The sequence below is a fragment of the Amycolatopsis sp. NPDC054798 genome (assembly GCF_053611505.1).
Genome location: NZ_JBSHAM010000092.1, coordinates 1 through 16,273, shown reverse-complemented (window position 1 = coordinate 16,273; position 16,273 = coordinate 1). Strand labels below are relative to the sequence as shown.

Here is a 16,273-nt window from a genome sequence, read left to right as displayed (position 1 = left end):
CGGCCCCGTCCGCGCGGGCGGGGCCGTCTCGCAGCGGCCGCGAATCCCGGCCGGTCTGTCCGATTCCGACCTCGCCGCCGAGCCGGAAGCGGCCGGACGCCATCCTCGGAAACCCCTCCCGGCCAAACCCTTCCCGCCGACGCGTCCGCACACCGTCCACTGTGGACAAGAACCCTCGAACGGCCGAACCTCCGGTCGGCGGTAGCGGGCCTCGCCGGTCTCCGCCACGCTGGGCACTCGAGGACAGGAGGCCCCGGGTGAAGGTCGTCATTGTCGGAGCGGGGATCGCCGGGCTGACCGCGGCTCTGCGGCTGCACCGCGAGGGCATCGAATGCTCGGTGTACGAGCAGAGCACCCGGATCGGCGAACTCGGCGTCGGGCTCAACGCGTTGCCGCACGCGGTCAAGGAACTCGCCGCGCTCGGGCTGCTCGGTTCGCTGGACGAGATCGGGATCCGCACCCGCGAGCTGTTCTACACCCACCGGCTCGGGCAGGTGATCCTGCGCAAGCCGTGCGGCCTGGACGCCGGATTCGCGCTCCCCCAGTACTGCCTGCACCGAGGCAAGCTGCAGGACGTGCTGCTGCGGGCGGTCCGAGACCGGCTGGGTCCGGACGCGGTGCGGACCGGACACCGGCTGACCGGATTCGATCAGGACGCGCAGGGCGTCCGAGCGCACTTCGCCGAGCGGAGCACCGGCAGCCCGGTCACGGTGACCGCGGACGTCCTGGTGGCGGCCGACGGAATCCACTCGGCCGCCCGATCCCGGCTGTTCCCCGGCGAAGGCCCGCCGTGCTGGAACGGGGTGCTGATGTGGCGCGGAGCCACCGACTGGCCCGCTTTCGGCGGCGGCGCGTCGATGATCGTCTCCGGCGGCACGGCGGCCAAACTGGTGGTCTACCCGATCGGGCCGGGCCGCAGCGCGCACACCCGGCTCACGAACTGGGCGGTCTGCATCCGTACCGGCGAGCCCGGCGCCCCGCCCCCGGACCGGCAGGACTGGGCCAAACCCGGCGACCGGGCGGAGCTGGCCCGGCACGTCGGGCGGTTCCACTGCCCGGCGGTCGACCACGCGGCGCTGGTCGAGGCCACCGAAGAGATCTTCGAGTTCCCGATGTGCGACCGGGATCCGCTGCCCGCCTGGTCGCACGGCCGCGTGACGCTGCTGGGCGACGCCGCCCATCCGATGTACCCGATGGGTTCCAACGGCGCGGGCCAGGCGATTCTCGACGCGGCCAATCTCGCCTGGCAGCTGACCCACTACGCCGATCCCGCCGAGGCGCTCCGGGCATACGAAGCCGACCGGCTGGCGGCCACCAGCGAGATCGTGCTGCGCAACCGCCGAGGCGGGCCGGAAAACGTCATCGACGAGGTCGAGCGCCGCGCGCCGGACGGCTTCACCCGCCTCGAAGACGTCATCGACGCGGCCACCCTCGACGCGATCGTCACCGGCTACGCCCAGGCTTCCGGGGCGTCCCAGCAGCAGGTGAACCGCGCCTGAGCCGGTTCAGGCCCCCTCGACCGAACCCGGCGGCAGGAAATCGACGTCGTGCAGGGCGGACACCCGGACCACCTCGGCCGGGTCCGTCAGGTTGTGCAGCTTGTCGAACAGCGTCGCCAGCTGACCCGCCGGGCTCACCCAGAACAGTGCGCGGGTCATGCTCTCGCTGCGGTTGTAATAAGCGTGCGGGAGTCCTTTCGGCATCCGCACGGTGTCCCCGGGGCCCGCGGTCTCCCAGGTGCCGTCGAGGTAGAGGGTGAACACGCCTTCCAGGATGTAGATGTGCTCGTCCTGGGCCGGGTGGACGTGCGGCGGCACGCCGGTGCCGGGCGGGTCGAGGGTTTCGAAGGCGAAGCTCGACTCGCTGGCCGCCTTCATCGAGTAGGTGTGGCCGAGCACGTTCCACACCTTGTTCCGCATGCCCTCGCGGGCGGGCGTGATCCCCTTGGGCAGGGGACCCAGCACGATTTCCTCGCCGCTCATCACACCTCCTGGCCGATGGTTTTCCGTCCGCCAGGGACTCTGCGCCCTCCGGCCGCCGGTGTACAGCCGCCGTCCGGAGGGCGCGCGGCGAATCTCCGCGACCGTCCTTTCCGGACGATCGCGGGCAGCCGCGCCCGCCCGCGGTCAGTGGTATTCGGAGATCTCCACCCCGAACGTCCCAGGTTCCAGCGCCTCGAAGAGGTGCGGGACGTCGCCCGGGTAGCAGATGTAGTCGCCCGGCAGCATCTCCGCCGGGTCGTCCATGATGCCGATCCGCGCCCGCCCCGCGCACAGCACGATGTGCTCGACCACGCCGCTCATGTGCGGATCCGACCGCCGCGGGACGCCCGGTTCCGCGCTGACCAGGTAGATGTCCCGGCGCGCCGCGGACGGGCAGGCCGACAGCAGCGTGCACGCGTAGTCGGCGTGTTCGGCGAACACCGTCGGGCCCTTGCCCGCGCGGATCACCTTCACCTGCTGCCGTTCCGGTTCGACGAGCCGGGAGAACGGCACGTCCAGTGCGACGCCGAGCGCCCACAGCGTCTCCACGCTCGGGTTGCCGGACCCCGATTCCAGCTGGGACAACGTGGATTTCGCCAGACCGGCGCGGCGCGCGACCTCGGTCAGGGAGAGGCCGGCGCGGGCCCGCTCGCGGCGCAGCGACGCCGCGATGATCTCCAGCGGCGCGCCGGTGCTCTCGTTCGGCATGTGTGTTCGCTCCATCAGTCTTCTCGTTCGCCTTGACGAACAGGCCTCGACGTGTTCAGCATAGGACACTATGCGTTCGATTTGGCGAACACTCGATCGCGGCCTCGCCCGCGACATCGGTCTCGTGTGCCTGGCCGACGCCCTCGTGGCCGTTTCCTACGGGGCCATCGCGGTGAGCTCCGGCTTCCCGCTGTGGGCGCCCATGCTGCTGTCCCTGCTGGTTTTCGCCGGCGCGTCGCAGTTCATGTTCGTCGGCATCGTCGCCTCGGGCGGCAATCCGCTCGCCGCGGTCGCCGCCGGGCTGCTGGTGAACGCGCGGCACGTGCCGTTCGGCTTCGCGGTCGGCGACGCGCTCGGCCGCGGCCTGCTCGGGCGGATGGCCGGAAGCCATCTGATGATCGACGAATCGGTGGCGTTCGCGCTGGCCCAGCGCGACGCGGACCGGCGGCGGGCGGCGTACTGGGCGTGCGGCGCCGGGCTGTTCGTGTGCTGGAACCTCGGGGTCGTGGCCGGCGCGTTCGCCGGGTCCGCGATCAGCGACACCGACGCGTTCGGCCTCGACGCCGCGTTCCCGGCGGTGCTGCTGGCACTGGTGCTGCCGTCGCTGAAAGACCGGGCCGCGCGGCTGCCGGTGCTGATCGGCGTGGTGGTCGCGCTCGCGGCCACTCCCCTGCTCCCGGCGGGTCTGCCGGTGCTGCTGGCACTGGTCGGCGTGGTCGCCGGTGCCGCGGCAAAAGAGCCGAAACCGCTGGAAGGAGCGCACTGATGGACGGCGCGGAACTGATCATCGCGACGCTCGTGCTGGCGGCCGGAACCTTCGCGTTCCGGCTCGCCGGGCCATTGCTGCGCACGAAGGTGCGGTTGTCCCCGCGGGCCGAGCGGCTGATGACGCTCTCCGCGGTGGTGCTGCTCGCCGCGCTGGTCGCGACCAGCGCGTTGACCGAGGGGCACGAATTCGCCGGGATCGCCCGCCCGGCCGGAGTGCTGGTGGGCGGGGTGCTCGCCTGGCGCAAGGCGCCGTTCGTGGCGGTGGTGATCGCCGCCGCGGCGACCGCTGCGCTGCTCCGGCTCGCCGGGGTGCCGTAACCGTTCCCGGAAATTGCGCAGCGCCTTCGAAGCGGAATTCGCCGCCAGCGAAGAAGGAGACGTTTTCTCGCCCGGAAAGCGACAACGATCGGGCGGGAGAGACGAATAACCGTCTCTCCCGCCCGCCGTCGGGGAAATCAGTTTCGGGTCATCGGACGGAAATCGCCCGCGAACCGGTCGTGCCGACCGCACCGCAGGTCGGGTCCTCCGGCTGCGCGGGCACGCTCACCGCGTCCCAGGCCGCCTTCACGGAGTTGAACTGCGTGCAGCTGTTCGGGAACAGGCTCTTCGCCGCGGTCAGCGTCCAAGTGCGGTAGGCCTCGTAGGAGCTTCCGCTGTTCTTGAGCAGCATCGCGTTGTAGAAGATCTGCATGGCGGTCTGCACGCCGACCCCGGTGACCGTCGAGTTGTCGCAGGTCGGGCTGGCCGGCTGGCCGTTGGTCGGGTTCGAACCCTCGGCGAGGAGGTAGAACCAGTGGTTGCCCGGACCCGCGGCGGCGTGCACCTCGGTGCCGGGAATCGAGCTGTCGTAGCAGTTCGCGTGGCCGAGCTGGGACGGGTCGTACATGTTGCGGATCGGCCCGCTGCCGACGAGGTTCACCTGGTTGCCGACGAGGAAGTCCGGGACCGCGTACGGCGCGGGCTCGTTGGCGAACCATTCGGACGAGGCCCCGTAGACGTCCGCGACGAATTCCTGGGTGCCGCCGCCGGACATGCTGCCGGGGGTGTGGTCGTCGATGCCGTGGCCGAACTCGTGCGCGATCACGTCGATCGAGCCGATCCACTGGCCCGAGGTGTTGTTCCCGACCTGCACCTGGGTGCCGTCGTAGTAGGCGTTCTGCTCGTTGAGGCCGACGCGGATCGGCCAGCCGCTGCCGTTGCCGTCGAAGCTGTTGCGGTTCAGCCACTGCGACAGCATCTTGTTCTCTTGCTGGATGCCGTACAGGGCGTCGGCGCAGCCGGTTTCCTTGTCGGTCTCGTCGCCGTTGCCCCAGGTGTCGGTCGACTTGGTGAAGGTCTGCTGGGTGGCGGCGTCCTGGCAGCTGACGTTCCCGATGGTCGGGTCAGTCATCGAATAGCCGCCGGCTCCGTCCGAGGAGGTGTCGATGTGCAGCGGCTCCGGGCCGTTCCACACAGCCTGCGCGTCGCCGTAGGCCACGTGTTCCTTCGTGTGCAGGACCTTGCCGGTCATCGCGTCGACGATGACGTCCAGCTTGCTCGGTCCTTCGGCGTTCCGCCCGGTCACCTGGGTGGTCCAGGCGAGTTTCGGGCTGCCGAGCGCATAAGCGGCCAGCTGCGCGGGCTGCACTCTGTCCACAGTGGGCACCTGGGTGCGGGCGATCGCTTCTGCTTGGCTCGCGGTCAGTTTCGGCGAAGTGCCGGGCAGGTCGATCGCGGTCTTCTGCGCGACCGAGGTGGCGAGAACCTGCCCGGCGGAGTTCGTGGCCACGACGAAGTCGCCGCCGACGACCGGCATGCCCTTGTAGGTGCGGTCGTAGGGCACGTACTTCAGGCCGTTGGTCGACGAGATCACCTTGTGCTGCTGGAAAACGTCGTCCTTGCTGGCGTGCAGCGCGGCGGGCCGGGAGGCGACCAGCGCCTGCGCGGCACTGGCGGCCATCGCCTCGGCGGCCTGCGGGCTCTGCGGTTCGAGGGGCTGGGCGTGCGCGGCGGCGGCCGTGGTGACGGCCCCGGCCAGCACCCCGGCTGCGAGCAGCACGAGTGGTCGGCGCGATTTCATCGGCGGTGTTCTCCTCCGGACAGGCCGGATCAGGCCCGGGGGTGGGGGCCGGATTCGGAAGTGGAATGGGATCGAACCCCGCCAAGAGTCGGGTTTTTCCCAACTTCCGGCAACCGACGAAGGTCGTTAAGTTGTCAACTTCGACAACATTCGTTCCGATTTCCGGTTCCCTTTTCCGGAACTCCCTCTTTCCGCCCAAGAATCGCCAGTCGCCCACCTCGGCAGCAGACCGGCTTTCCGGATCAATCCGGCATCGATTCCCCGGAAAATCCACTGTGGACAGCCGGTGGACCGATCGTCCACAGTGGAATCGAGCACTCGGGGCGCCGGAGCCCTCGGCGAGCGAACGGCTGGTCCCGGGCCCCTCGTCTTGCCTCCCGGCGGGTCGCGGGTGTGTGATCGGGGACACAGTTCTTCCATCCGCCGTCGCTGAGGAGGCCGTCATGGCCGACAAGCAGAACAGGAGTGCCGACGCCGGGGCCGCCGTCGCTGTGGACGACCCTGCCAAGGTGCGCAACGTCGTCCTCGTCGGGCCTTCCGGCTCCGGGAAGACCACGCTCACCGAGGCACTGCTCGCCGCGTCCGGCACGGTGCCGCGCGCCGGTTCGGTCGTGGAGGGCACCACGGTGTGCGACCACGACCCGGCCGCGGTGCGCCAGCAGCGCTCAGTCGGGCTTTCCCTGGCCCCGGTGCTGCACGCCGGGCACAAGATCAACCTGATCGACACCCCGGGATACGCCGATTTCGTCGGCGAACTGCGGGCCGGGCTGCGGGCTGCGGACGCCGCGCTGTTCGTCGTGTGCGCCGCCGAGGGCGTCGACGCCGCCACCGTCGCGGTGTGGGAGGAGTGCGCGTCGGTGGGAATGCCGCGCGCCGTCGTGGTGTCGCGGCTCGACCACCACCGCGCCGACGCGCTCGCCGAGATCGCCGCCTGCCGGGCCGCCTTCGGCTCAGGCGTGCTGCCGCTGTACCTCCCCGCACCGGACGGCCTGGTCGGGCTCATCACCCAGCGCCGGTACGACTATTCCGCCGGTTTCCCGCCGCGCGTGAGCGACCCGGACCCGGCCGCGCTGGACGGGCTCGCCGACGCCCGCAACGAGCTGATCGAGGGCATCATCGCCGAGAGCGAGGACGAGACCCTCATGGACCGCTACCTCGGAGGTGAGGAGATCGCCGAGGACGTGCTGATCGCCGATCTCGAAACCGCCGTCGCGCGCGGCTCGTTCCACCCGGTCATCCCGGTGTGCGCGACCAGCGGCGTCGGCCTCGCCGAAGTGCTCGACGGCATCGTGCGGGCCTTCCCCTCGCCGCTGGAACACCAGCCGCCCGGCGTGACCAGCCCCGGCGGCGACGCGCACCCCGCGCTGACCGCCGATCCAGCCGGACCGCTCGCCGCCGAGGTCGTGCGCACCGCGGTTGACTCGTACGTGGGACGAGTTTCGCTCGTCCGGGTGTTTTCCGGGACGCTGCGCCCGGAGAACGCCGTGCACGTCTCGGGCCACGGCCTCACCGAACGCGGCCACGAAGACCACGACGCCGACGAGCGCGTCGCCCACCTCTACTCGCCGCTCGGCGCGAACCTGCGCGAGGTGCCGTTCTGCGTCGCGGGCGATCTGTGCGCGCTCACCAAAGTGGGTTCCGCCGAAACCGGCGACACCGTGTCGTCGCCGGACGATCCGCTGCTGATGAAACCGTGGCGGATGCCCGAACCGCTGCTGCCGGTCGCCGTGGTCGCGAAGTCCCGCAGCGACGAGGACACGTTGTCCCGCAACCTTTCCCGGCTCGTCGCGGGCGATCCGACCCTGCGCCTGGAACGCAACGCGGAAACCGGGCAGCTCGTGCTGTGGTGCATGGGCGAGGCACACGCGGACGTCGTGCTTTCGAGGCTGCGCGCGGGCGGGGCGGACGTCGGCACCGAGCCGGTGCGGATCAGCCTGCGCTCCACGTTCGCGAAACCCGCCCGCGGCCACGGACGGCACGTGAAGCAGTCCGGCGGGCACGGGCAGTTCGCGGTGTGCGACATCGAAGTCGAGCCGCTGCCGCGCGGCGGCGGATTCGAGTTCGTGGACAAGGTGGTCGGCGGTGCGGTGCCGCACCAGTTCATCCCGAGCGTCGAGAAGGGCGTGCGGGCGCAACTGCAACGCGGCGTCCAGGACGGCTACCCAGTGGTGGACGTGCGCGTGACGCTGACCGACGGGAAGGCGCACAGCGTCGACTCATCGGACGCCGCGTTCCAGACCGCGGGCGCGCTGGCACTGCGGGAAGCCGCGGCGGCCAGCCGGATCTCGCTGCTGGAACCGCTGGACACGGTCGAGGTGAGCCTGCCGGACGAACACCTGGGCACCGTGCTGGGCGACCTGTCGTCGCGCCGCGGCCGGGTGCTGGGCACGGAATCCGGGGAGGGCGGGCACACCGTGGTGCACGCGGAGGTTCCCGCGGCGGAACTCCTGCGGTACGCGGTGGATTTGCGGTCGCTGACGTCGGGGACAGCTACGTTCACGCGGCGGCACGCGCGGTTCGAGCCCATGCCGGAGGGGGCGGTGGTGCCGACCTGACCCGGGGCGGGGAGGCGGGCGGTGGTTCGCCTCCCCCGGTTCCGGGTCACGACTCGGCGGCGGATCGGATTTCCGTCAGTTACGGAGAGCAACACTCGCTGGATGGCCCGCGACCTTCTCGATGAACGCTCGACGGCAATGTCGGGCCGAGAAGACGGGCGGACGGAAATGTCTTACGAACTGACTAATCGGCTTGTCCTGGGTGTGGCTTCGAGCGCTCTGTTCGACCTCCAGGAATCCGATACGGTCTTCAAATCGCAAGGGGAAGACGCATACCGGGCCTACCAGGAAGACAACCTCGGCAATCCGTTGGGACCGGGTTTCGCCTTTCCCTTCATCAGGCGCCTGCTGTCGCTGAACAACCTTGCGGAAGAGGATGATCCCCCGGTCGAGGTCATGGTCCTCTCCCGCAACAGCCCGGACACCGGACTCCGGGTGATGAGGTCGATCCAGCACCACGGATTGCCGATCACCCGGGCGATTTTCACGCAGGGCCGGTCTCCGTATGCCTACATGGGGGCGCTCAACATGTCACTTTTCCTCTCCGCCAACAAGAACGATGTCCGTCAGGCTCTCGGGCAAGGTCTCCCGGCGGGACGGGTGATGGAGTCGTCGTTCGTGGACGACGAGGGCGACGAACTACGGGTCGCTTTCGACTTCGACGGCGTCCTGGCCGACGACAAATCGGAGCAGGTCATGCAGAACGGCAGTCTCCCGGAGTTCCACAGCTACGAGACCGCCAACGCCGCGACACCGCATTTGCCCGGACCGCTGAAGGATTTCCTCGCCGGGCTCAACCGGCTGCAGGAACTCGAGCGGAAACGCCTCCAGGACGAACCCGGATACCATAAGCGTCTTCGTATTTCCCTTGTCACCGCACGGAACTCGCCGTCCCACGAGCGTGCGGTCACCAGTCTCAAGAACTGGGGTGCCACCGTGAACGAAGCCTTCTTCCTCGGCGGGATCGAGAAGGGCACTGTCATCGACGTGCTGAAGCCGCACATCTTCTTCGACGATCAGATCCGGCACCTCAGCACCACCACCCGGGTACCGAGCGTGCACATTCCCTTCGGAGTGCTGAACGAGCAGCCCTGACCCCGCCGGGTCAGAACTCGAACCCGCCCGGCCGCCCGTTCCGGTCCGCCACCAGCCCGGCCAGCGTCGCGATCGCGATCTCCGCCGGGGTCCGCGAGCCGATGTTCAGCCCGACCGGCCGGTGCACCCGCGCGATGTCCGGTTCCGCCACGCCCAGCCCCCGCAGCGCTTCCACGTGCGGCCCCGGATGCCGCGGGTTGCCCAGCACGCCCACCCACCGCGTCGGCACCGCGAGCGCGGCCTGCAGGACCGGCCCCAGCTCCGGCCGGTGATGATCCGTCACCACGACGTCCGCGTCCGGCCCCGGCGAGGGCGCGGTCGTGCGGACCTCGATCCCGTCCGGAGCGTCGCTGGCGCGCGCCTCGTCCGGCTCGAAAAGCACGGCGTGGTAACCCAGGTCGGCGGCGTAGCGCAGCAGGTACTGGGCGACCGGCGAGGCGAACACGGCCACCAAAGTCCGTTCGGCGGGCGGTTCTTCGACCTCGCCGTGTGCGACGGCGCAGGCATCGGGTTCGGTCGTCATGCGCCTCAGTCTGCCTCAGAGGTCCGGTTCGGCGAATTCGAAGTACTCCGGCAGCGGCGCGGTCCCGGCCAGCTTGAAGTACCGCACCTTCCGGCGCCGTCGCAGCGCCAGCGTGTCCCGGACCGCGTCGTTGTGCACGCGGCGCGCGATGACGACCCGGTGTTCGGCGTCGGTCAGTTCCTCGGCGAGCACCACCGGCAGCCGCGACCGGTCGATTCGTGCCAGTACCAGGGTCAGCTCGTTTTCCGCGGCCTCGCGGTCCGGCCGCGGGGCGTCTTCCGCCCGCGCGGCCGCGGCGTGCAGATCGGCGCCGTCGCGCAGTACCGCGGCGGCCGCCCGGGCTACCACGGCCCGGCGGGCGAGAGCCGCTTCCAGCGCGGCCCAGCCGGCGTCGGTCCGGACGTGCAGGCGGTCGAGCCGGTTCGCGGTCGCGACCAGGAACAGCCCGCCGAGCACCACGACCGCGGCCACCGCCACGAGCAGCCACACGAGCACCGTCACGCCAGCTCCCGCTCCCCCGCCGCGACCAGCCGGGGATCCGCCGCGATGGCCGTCTCGTACACCCGCAGCACCTGGGTCACCACGACCGCCCAGTCGTACGCCGTCACCCGCTCGCCCGCCGCGGCCGCGAGCGACGCCCGGTGCGCGGGGTCGCCCAGCAGTTCGCGCAGGCCGTCGGCCAGCGACGCCGGGTCTCCGGTCGTGGTGAGCATTCCGGCGCGGCCGTCGTCGAGGACGCGGCGGAACGAATCGAGGCCGCTGGCCAGCACCGGAGTGCCCGCGGCCATCGCCTCGGTGAGGATCATCCCGAAGCTTTCGCCGCCGGTATTAGGCGCGCAGTAGACGTCCACGCTGCGCAGCGCCCGGGCCTTCGTCTCATCGTCGACCTGGCCCAGCAGTTCGATGTGCGGCCACAGCTGCGGCCCGGCCATCCGCCGCAGCTGGTCCGGTTCGCCGCGGCCGACCACCAGCAGCCGCAGGTCCTCGAACTCCGGCAGCAGCCGCCGCGCGGCCTCCAGCAGCACGTCCATGCCCTTGCGCGACTCGGTGAACCGCCCGACGAACCCGATCGTCCCGCCCGCGCGCGGGTAGCCGTCCAGCGGCAGGGCACGGGAGAAGAACTCGACATCCACCCCGTTCGGGATCTCCACCGCGTCGCCGCCCGCGTGCTCCACCTGCACCCGCCGGGCCAGCGCGGACACCGCGATCCGCGCGGTGATCTTCTCCAGCAGCGGGCGCAGCACCGGCTGGAACGCCGACAGCGTCCGCGAGCGCGTCGTCGCGGTGTGGAAGGTGGCCACGATCGGCCCGTCCGCGACCTTCAGCGCCAGCAGCGACAGGCTCGGCGCGGCCGGTTCGTGCAGGTGCAGCACGTCGAAGCCGTTGTCCCGGATCCACCGCCGCACCCGGGCGTACGACACCGGCCCGAACTGCAGCCGCGCGACCGAGCCGTTGTACGGGATCCCCAGGGCTTTGCCCGCGGGGTGCACGAAATCCGGCAGCTGCGCGTCCTCGTCCGCCGGAGCCAGCACCGACACCTGGTGCCCCCGCTCGAGCAGCGCCCGCGCCAGGTCGATCACGTGCCCCTGGACCCCGCCGGGGACGTCGAACGAGTACGGGCACACGATCCCGATCTTCAACCCGCGCGCCACCCGGGTCAGCTCGCTTCTTCCAGCGCCGTCGCGGCCGCGTCGGCGGGCCAGAACGGCTGCAGCATGTGCCAGTCGGCCGGATGCGCGGCGATGTCGCCGGCGAACACGTCGGCCAGCGCCTGCGTCGCCGCGGGCACCTCGGCCCGCGCGGTGACGCGGATGCGCGGATGGATCCGGATCTCCCAGCCGTCCTCGGTGAACCAGCAGCCGGTCGGCAGCAGCGCCGCGCCGGTGGTGGCGGCGAGCCGCGCCGGGCCGGGCGGGAGGTGCGTGCGCTCGCCGAAGAACCGCACCGGAATCCCGGACGACGTCAGGTCCCGGTCCCCCAGCAGGACCACCACCTTGTTCTCGCGCAGCCGCCGCAGCAGCAGCCGCATCGCCGCGCTGTCGCCGGTCAGCGGCACGATCTCGAAACCGAGCGATTCCCGGAACGACACGAACCGGCGGTACAGCGACTCGGGTTTGAGCCGCTCCGCGACCGTGGTGAAGGTGCCCGCGTAGCTGGCGAGCCAGACTCCCGCGATGTCCCAGTTCCCGCTGTGCGGCAGCGTCATCACCGCGCCGTTGCCCTCGGCGAGCGCGGCGTCGATGTTCTCCGCGCCGGTCACCGTCACCTGCTTCGCGACCGCCTCGTGGTCCATCGCCGGGAGCCGGAACGTCTCGAACCAGTACCGCGCGTACGACCGCATCGCCCGGCGGACCAGCTCGTCCAGTTCGGCTTCCCCGGCCTGCGGCACCACCCGGGCGAGATTCGCGCGCAGCTGCCGCACGCCCCCGCCGCCGCGCCGGGCGGCCATGTCGGCGCCGAAGGCGAACGTCGCCGACCCGAACGACCGCGGCAGCCGCCGGACGAACCGCCAGCCCGTCGCGTAGCCGAACTCGCTGAGCCGCTGGGACAGTGTGCTCACGGTTGCGCCCCGCCCGCCGAGGAATCGGCCTGTTTCGCCGCGGCCGCCCGCGCCGCGCTCGCCACCGCCGCCGCCCGCTGCAGCAGCGTGATCACCGACAGCACGGCGAGCAGCCACAGCGTGATCTCGACGGTGTAAGGCACTCCCAGTCCGTGCAGCCCGGTGCCGACCAGGGCGATGATGAGCCGCTCCGCGCGTTCCACCAGCCCGCCGTCGGCTTCGAGGCCGGACGCTTCGGCGCGCGCCTTCACGTAGGAAATGACCTGGGCCAGCACGAGACAGATCAGCGCGGCGGCCGCAGCCCGGTTGTTGTGGTCCTGCACGAAGCACCACCACGCGATCGCGGCGAACAGCGCGCCGTCGACCAGGCGATCGCACGTCGCGTCAAGAACGGCGCCGAAGGGCGTGCCGTACCCGCGGGCGCGCGCCATCGCGCCGTCGAGCAGGTCGAGCATGGCGAAGCCCCACACGGTGAACGTGCCCCACAGCAGCATCCCCTGCGGGAAGAACGCCAGCGCGCACGCGACGGCGCCCGCGGTGCCGAGCACGGTCATCACGTTCGGGGTCAGTCCGGCGCGGACCAGGGCGGCGCCGATCGGGTCCGTCACGCGGGAGACCGAGGCACGGGCGAAAATGTTGAGCATCTTCCTCGTCTGTGCACCTGATTCGGGGGCGGGTGGGCGACGAAAGCCTATCGACCCCGCTGTCCGAACCGGACCCGCCCGCCCGCGACCCGCCGGAACGTCAGCCGGATTTCGGCAGTTCGGCGACCGGCGCGGCGAATCCGGCCGCCTCCGCCGCCGCCTCCTCGGCCTCCCGGACGGCCTGGCACCTGGGCCGCAGCCCGGCCAGGATCGCCTCGGAAATCTCGCCCAGCTGGCGCACCTGCTCGGCGCTCAGCTGGTCGAAGAGCGTTTCCCGGACCGCCTCGACGTGCCCGGGCGCGGCGTCGGCCAGCGCGGCGAATCCGGCGTCGGTGAGCACCGCCCACGACCCGCGCTTGTCCGTGGGGCACGACTCGCGCTGGACCCAGCCCTTCGCCTCCAGCCGGGCCACCGCGTGCGACAGCCTGCTGCGCGACGAACCGCGCACCGACGCGAGTTCGCTCATCCGCAGCCGCCAGCCCTCGGCCTCGGACAGCGCGACGAGCACCTCGTAGTACGTGTGCGGCATGCCCGATTCGTGCTGCAGCTGTCCTTCGAGGTGGGCGTGCAGCAGCGAGCTGGACTGGGCGTAAGCGCGCCAGACCCGCTGCTCTTCGTCGGTCAGCCAGCGTGGTTCGGACATAACGCCATCATACGCTGATTGAGCACTCAATTACCGCCGCGCGACCGGCCTCACCACGCGCCCGCGAGCAGGTCCCGGGTTTCGCCGAGCAGCTGCGGCAGCACCTTCGTGTGCCCGATCACCGGCATGAAGTTGGCGTCGCCGCCCCAGCGCGGCACCAGGTGCTGGTGCAGGTGCGCGGCGATGCCCGCCCCGGCGATCACGCCCTGGTTCATCCCGATGTTGAACCCGTGCGCCGCCGAGACCTCCCGGATCACGCCCATCGCGTGCTGGGTGAACTCCGCCAGCTCGCGCGTCTCCCCGGCGGTGAGGTCCGGGTAGTCCGCGACGTGCCGGTACGGGACCACCATCAGGTGCCCCGGGTTGTACGGGTACAGGTTCAGCACCGCGAACACCGTTTCGCCGCGGGCGACGATCAGCGCGCGTTTGTCGTCCCCGAGGCCGGGCAGGCGGCAGAACGGGCAGCCGCCGGGCTCGTCGCCGTCCGGCTTGTCCTGGCCGCGGATGTAGGCCATCCGGTGCGGGGTCCACAGCCGCTGCAGCGCGTCCGGGACCCCGACCCCGTCCTGTTCGACGAGTTCCGGCTCGGTCACTTCAGGATCTTCTCCACGGCTTCGGCCGACGGCGACGCGTTCTCCCGCCTCGCGACCCATTCGGCGATCGCCTCGACCGCCTGGTCCACCGGGACGCCGTTGATCTGGCCGCCGTCGCGGAACCGGAACGACACCGCGCCCGCCTCCGCGTCCTTCGCGCCGGCCAGCAGCAGGAACGGCACCTTCTGCGTGGTGTGCGTGCGGATCTTCTTCTGCATCCGGTCGTCGCTCGCATCGACCTCGACGCGGATTCCCTTGGCGCGCAACGCCTTCTCGACGCCGCGCAGGTACTCGACCTGGTCGGCGGTGATCGGGATGGCGACCGTCTGCACCGGCGACAGCCACGCCGGGAACGCGCCCGCGTAGTGCTCGGTCAGCACGCCGAAGAACCGCTCGATCGAGCCGAACAGCGCGCGGTGGATCATGATCGGCCGCTGGCGGCTGCCGTCGGAGGCGGTGTACTCCAGGCCGAACCGCTTGTTCTGGTTGAAGTCCAGCTGGATGGTCGACATCTGCCAGGTGCGGCCGATGGCGTCCTTGGCCTGCACCGAGATCTTCGGGCCGTAGAAGGCCGCGCCGCCCGGGTCCGGCACCAGTTCGAGGCCGGAGTCGACGGCGGCCTGGCGCAGCGTCTCGGTGGCCTCCTCCCACTCCCAGTCCTCGCCGATGAACTTGTCCGAGTCCCCGCGGGTGGACAGTTCGAGGTAGAAGTCGGAGAGGCCGTAGTCGGCGAGCAGGTCCAGCACGAACTTGAGCAGCGACCGCAGCTCGGACGGCATCTGCTCCTTGGTGCAGTAGATGTGCGAATCGTCCATCGTCAGGCCCCGCACGCGGGTGAGGCCGTGCACGACGCCGGACTTCTCGTAGCGGTAGACGGTGCCGAATTCGAACAGCCGCAACGGCAGTTCGCGATACGACCGCCCGCGCGAGCGGAAGATCAGGTTGTGCATCGGGCAGTTCATGGCCTTGAGGTAGTAGTCCTCTTCCTCGAACTGCACCGGCGGGAACATCGTGTCCGCGTAGTACGGGAGGTGCCCGGAGGTGTGGAACAGGTCGCCCTTGGAGATGTGCGGCGTGTTCACGAACTCGTAGCCGGCTTCTTCGTGCCTGCGGCGCGAGTAGTTCTCCAGCTCGCGGCGGATGATGCCGCCCTTGGGATGGAACACCGGCAGGCCGGAGCCGATCTCCTCGGGGAAGGAGAACAGGTCCAGCTCCGCGCCGAGCTTGCGGTGGTCGCGGCGCTCCGCCTCGGCGAGGCGCTCGAGGTGGGCGTCCTGCGCCTCGGCCGACTCCCACGCGGTGCCGTAGATCCGTTGCAGCTGCGGGTTTTTCTCGTTGCCGCGCCAGTACGCGGCGGCGACGCGGGTGAGCTTGAAGGCCGGGATGAACTTAGTGGTCGGCACGTGCGGGCCGCGGCAGAGGTCGCTCCACACGCGTTCCTTGGTGCGCGGGTCGAGGTTGTCGTAGATGGTCAGCTCGCCCGAGGAGGAACTGTCGACCTCCATGACCTCGCTGGTGTCCACAGCGTCCACATCGGACTTGATGTCCACCAGTTCGAGCTTGAACGGCTCGTCCTTCAGCTCCGCCTTCGCCTCGTCGGTGGAAGCGAACACGCGGCGCGAGAACTGCTGCGCGCCCTTGACGATCTGCTTCATCCGCTTCTCGAGCTTCTGCAGATCCTCGGGCGTGAACGGCTTTTCGACGGCGAAGTCGTAGTAGAAGCCGTCGCGCACCGGCGGGCCGATGCCGAGCTTGGCGTCCGGGAATTCCTGTTGCACGGCCTGAGCGAGCACGTGCGCGGCGGAGTGCCGGATCACGCTGCGGCCGTCCTCGGTGTTCGCCGCGACGGCTTCGACCTGGGCCTCGGCTTCCGGGGCCCACGCGAGGTCGCGCAGTTTCCCGTCGGCGTCGCGGACGACGACGATCGTGTCCGGGCCCTTGGTGGGCAGCCCGGCTTCGCGCACCGCGGCGCCCGCCGTAGTGCCCGCCGGCACCACCACGCGCGGGGCGGGTACGGCGGCAACTGACGACGGTTGGGACACGATCGTGCTCCTTCGGGAGAAGTGACTGAAACGGCTTCCGCTGATGCTAGTCGGCGGCGGGTTCGCCGATTCGACCGCCGTCGGCCAACACCGCCCGGGGA

Annotated in this window: 16 protein-coding genes; 5 read left to right on the top strand and 11 right to left on the bottom strand. The window is 70.6% G+C overall.

Annotated features, from left to right (window positions below; all coding sequences use genetic code 11):
- Nucleotides 1-257: 257 nt before the first annotated feature.
- The gene (locus tag ACWGIC_RS36670) at nucleotides 258-1,499 is read left to right on the top strand and encodes a flavin-dependent oxidoreductase (protein WP_452080528.1); all 1,242 of its coding nucleotides are present in this window, start codon (nucleotides 258-260) and stop codon (nucleotides 1,497-1,499) included.
- Between the two features lie 6 nt (nucleotides 1,500-1,505).
- On the opposite strand, the gene ACWGIC_RS36665 is transcribed toward ACWGIC_RS36670, so the two are convergent.
- Nucleotides 1,506-1,982, bottom strand: coding sequence for a cupin domain-containing protein (locus ACWGIC_RS36665; protein WP_452080527.1), 477 nt, complete (start codon nucleotides 1,980-1,982; stop codon nucleotides 1,506-1,508).
- 144 nt (nucleotides 1,983-2,126) lie between these two features.
- Nucleotides 2,127-2,690 (bottom strand): helix-turn-helix domain-containing protein, encoded by a 564-nt coding sequence (locus tag ACWGIC_RS36660; RefSeq protein ID WP_452080526.1) that lies wholly within the window; start codon nucleotides 2,688-2,690, stop codon nucleotides 2,127-2,129.
- Between the two features lie 70 nt (nucleotides 2,691-2,760).
- On the opposite strand from ACWGIC_RS36660, the gene ACWGIC_RS36655 reads away from it, so the two are divergent.
- Together ACWGIC_RS36655 and ACWGIC_RS36650 are read left to right on the top strand one after the other, a co-directional pair.
- Nucleotides 2,761-3,456, top strand: a complete 696-nt coding sequence (locus ACWGIC_RS36655) for an AzlC family ABC transporter permease (RefSeq protein WP_452080525.1) — start codon at nucleotides 2,761-2,763, stop codon at nucleotides 3,454-3,456.
- On the top strand, nucleotides 3,456-3,776 hold the full coding sequence (locus ACWGIC_RS36650; RefSeq protein ID WP_452080524.1) for an AzlD domain-containing protein: 321 nt from the start codon (nucleotides 3,456-3,458) through the stop codon (nucleotides 3,774-3,776). The genes ACWGIC_RS36655 and ACWGIC_RS36650 overlap by 1 nt, the downstream gene beginning before the upstream one ends.
- Nucleotides 3,777-3,924: 148 nt before the next feature.
- Here the strand turns inward: ACWGIC_RS36650 and ACWGIC_RS36645 are convergent, their stop codons facing one another.
- Nucleotides 3,925-5,517: a M4 family metallopeptidase gene (locus tag ACWGIC_RS36645; RefSeq protein ID WP_452080523.1), complete on the bottom strand. Its 1,593-nt coding sequence runs from the start codon at nucleotides 5,515-5,517 to the stop codon at nucleotides 3,925-3,927.
- Nucleotides 5,518-5,960: 443 nt separating this feature from the next.
- On the opposite strand from ACWGIC_RS36645, the gene ACWGIC_RS36640 reads away from it, so the two are divergent.
- Complete coding sequence (locus ACWGIC_RS36640) at nucleotides 5,961-8,072, top strand: elongation factor G-like protein EF-G2 (RefSeq protein WP_452080522.1); 2,112 nt, start codon at nucleotides 5,961-5,963, stop codon at nucleotides 8,070-8,072.
- Nucleotides 8,073-8,174: 102 nt separating this feature from the next.
- Nucleotides 8,175-9,167: a 5'-nucleotidase gene (locus tag ACWGIC_RS36635; protein WP_452080521.1), complete on the top strand. Its 993-nt coding sequence runs from the start codon at nucleotides 8,175-8,177 to the stop codon at nucleotides 9,165-9,167.
- A gap of 10 nt (nucleotides 9,168-9,177) precedes the next feature.
- Here the strand turns inward: ACWGIC_RS36635 and ACWGIC_RS36630 are convergent, their stop codons facing one another.
- The 8 genes from ACWGIC_RS36630 to thrS form a co-directional block, all read right to left on the bottom strand.
- Nucleotides 9,178-9,690: an XdhC family protein gene (locus tag ACWGIC_RS36630; RefSeq protein WP_452080520.1), complete on the bottom strand. Its 513-nt coding sequence runs from the start codon at nucleotides 9,688-9,690 to the stop codon at nucleotides 9,178-9,180.
- A 15-nt stretch (nucleotides 9,691-9,705) separates the two neighbouring features.
- Complete coding sequence (locus tag ACWGIC_RS36625; protein ID WP_452080519.1) at nucleotides 9,706-10,191, bottom strand: NUDIX hydrolase; 486 nt, start codon at nucleotides 10,189-10,191, stop codon at nucleotides 9,706-9,708.
- The gene (locus tag ACWGIC_RS36620; RefSeq protein WP_452080544.1) at nucleotides 10,188-11,330 is read right to left on the bottom strand and encodes a glycosyltransferase family 4 protein; all 1,143 of its coding nucleotides are present in this window, start codon (nucleotides 11,328-11,330) and stop codon (nucleotides 10,188-10,190) included. The genes ACWGIC_RS36625 and ACWGIC_RS36620 overlap by 4 nt, the downstream gene beginning before the upstream one ends.
- Nucleotides 11,331-11,347: 17 nt before the next feature.
- Entirely contained in the window at nucleotides 11,348-12,250 is a 903-nt protein-coding gene (locus ACWGIC_RS36615; RefSeq protein ID WP_452080518.1) for a phosphatidylinositol mannoside acyltransferase, read from the bottom strand.
- Nucleotides 12,247-12,894: a phosphatidylinositol phosphate synthase gene (gene pgsA, locus ACWGIC_RS36610; protein ID WP_452080517.1), complete on the bottom strand. Its 648-nt coding sequence runs from the start codon at nucleotides 12,892-12,894 to the stop codon at nucleotides 12,247-12,249. The genes ACWGIC_RS36615 and pgsA overlap by 4 nt, the downstream gene beginning before the upstream one ends.
- Nucleotides 12,895-12,994: 100 nt before the next feature.
- The gene (locus ACWGIC_RS36605) at nucleotides 12,995-13,537 is read right to left on the bottom strand and encodes a MarR family winged helix-turn-helix transcriptional regulator (protein WP_452080516.1); all 543 of its coding nucleotides are present in this window, start codon (nucleotides 13,535-13,537) and stop codon (nucleotides 12,995-12,997) included.
- Between the two features lie 50 nt (nucleotides 13,538-13,587).
- Nucleotides 13,588-14,130, bottom strand: coding sequence for an HIT family protein (locus tag ACWGIC_RS36600; protein ID WP_452080515.1), 543 nt, complete (start codon nucleotides 14,128-14,130; stop codon nucleotides 13,588-13,590).
- The gene (thrS, locus tag ACWGIC_RS36595; RefSeq protein ID WP_452080514.1) at nucleotides 14,127-16,172 is read right to left on the bottom strand and encodes a threonine--tRNA ligase; all 2,046 of its coding nucleotides are present in this window, start codon (nucleotides 16,170-16,172) and stop codon (nucleotides 14,127-14,129) included. Before thrS ends, ACWGIC_RS36600 begins: the two co-directional genes overlap by 4 nt.
- Nucleotides 16,173-16,273: the final 101 nt, after the last annotated feature.

Bases quoted from the DNA above. Each gene is read 5' to 3' on its own strand.
- ACWGIC_RS36665 (WP_452080527.1), bottom strand. From the start codon at position 1,982: ATGAGCGGCGAGGAAATCGTGCTGGGTCCCCTGCCCAAGGGGATCACG.
- ACWGIC_RS36660 (WP_452080526.1), bottom strand. From the start codon at position 2,690: ATGCCGAACGAGAGCACCGGCGCGCCGCTGGAGATCATCGCGGCGTCG.
- ACWGIC_RS36655 (WP_452080525.1), top strand. From the start codon at position 2,761: ATGCGTTCGATTTGGCGAACACTCGATCGCGGCCTCGCCCGCGACATC.
- ACWGIC_RS36650 (WP_452080524.1), top strand. From the start codon at position 3,456: ATGGACGGCGCGGAACTGATCATCGCGACGCTCGTGCTGGCGGCCGGA.
- ACWGIC_RS36645 (WP_452080523.1), bottom strand. From the start codon at position 5,517: ATGAAATCGCGCCGACCACTCGTGCTGCTCGCAGCCGGGGTGCTGGCC.
- ACWGIC_RS36640 (WP_452080522.1), top strand. From the start codon at position 5,961: ATGGCCGACAAGCAGAACAGGAGTGCCGACGCCGGGGCCGCCGTCGCT.
- ACWGIC_RS36635 (WP_452080521.1), top strand. From the start codon at position 8,175: ATGGCCCGCGACCTTCTCGATGAACGCTCGACGGCAATGTCGGGCCGA.
- ACWGIC_RS36630 (WP_452080520.1), bottom strand. From the start codon at position 9,690: ATGACGACCGAACCCGATGCCTGCGCCGTCGCACACGGCGAGGTCGAA.
- pgsA (WP_452080517.1), bottom strand. From the start codon at position 12,894: ATGCTCAACATTTTCGCCCGTGCCTCGGTCTCCCGCGTGACGGACCCG.
- ACWGIC_RS36605 (WP_452080516.1), bottom strand. From the start codon at position 13,537: ATGTCCGAACCACGCTGGCTGACCGACGAAGAGCAGCGGGTCTGGCGC.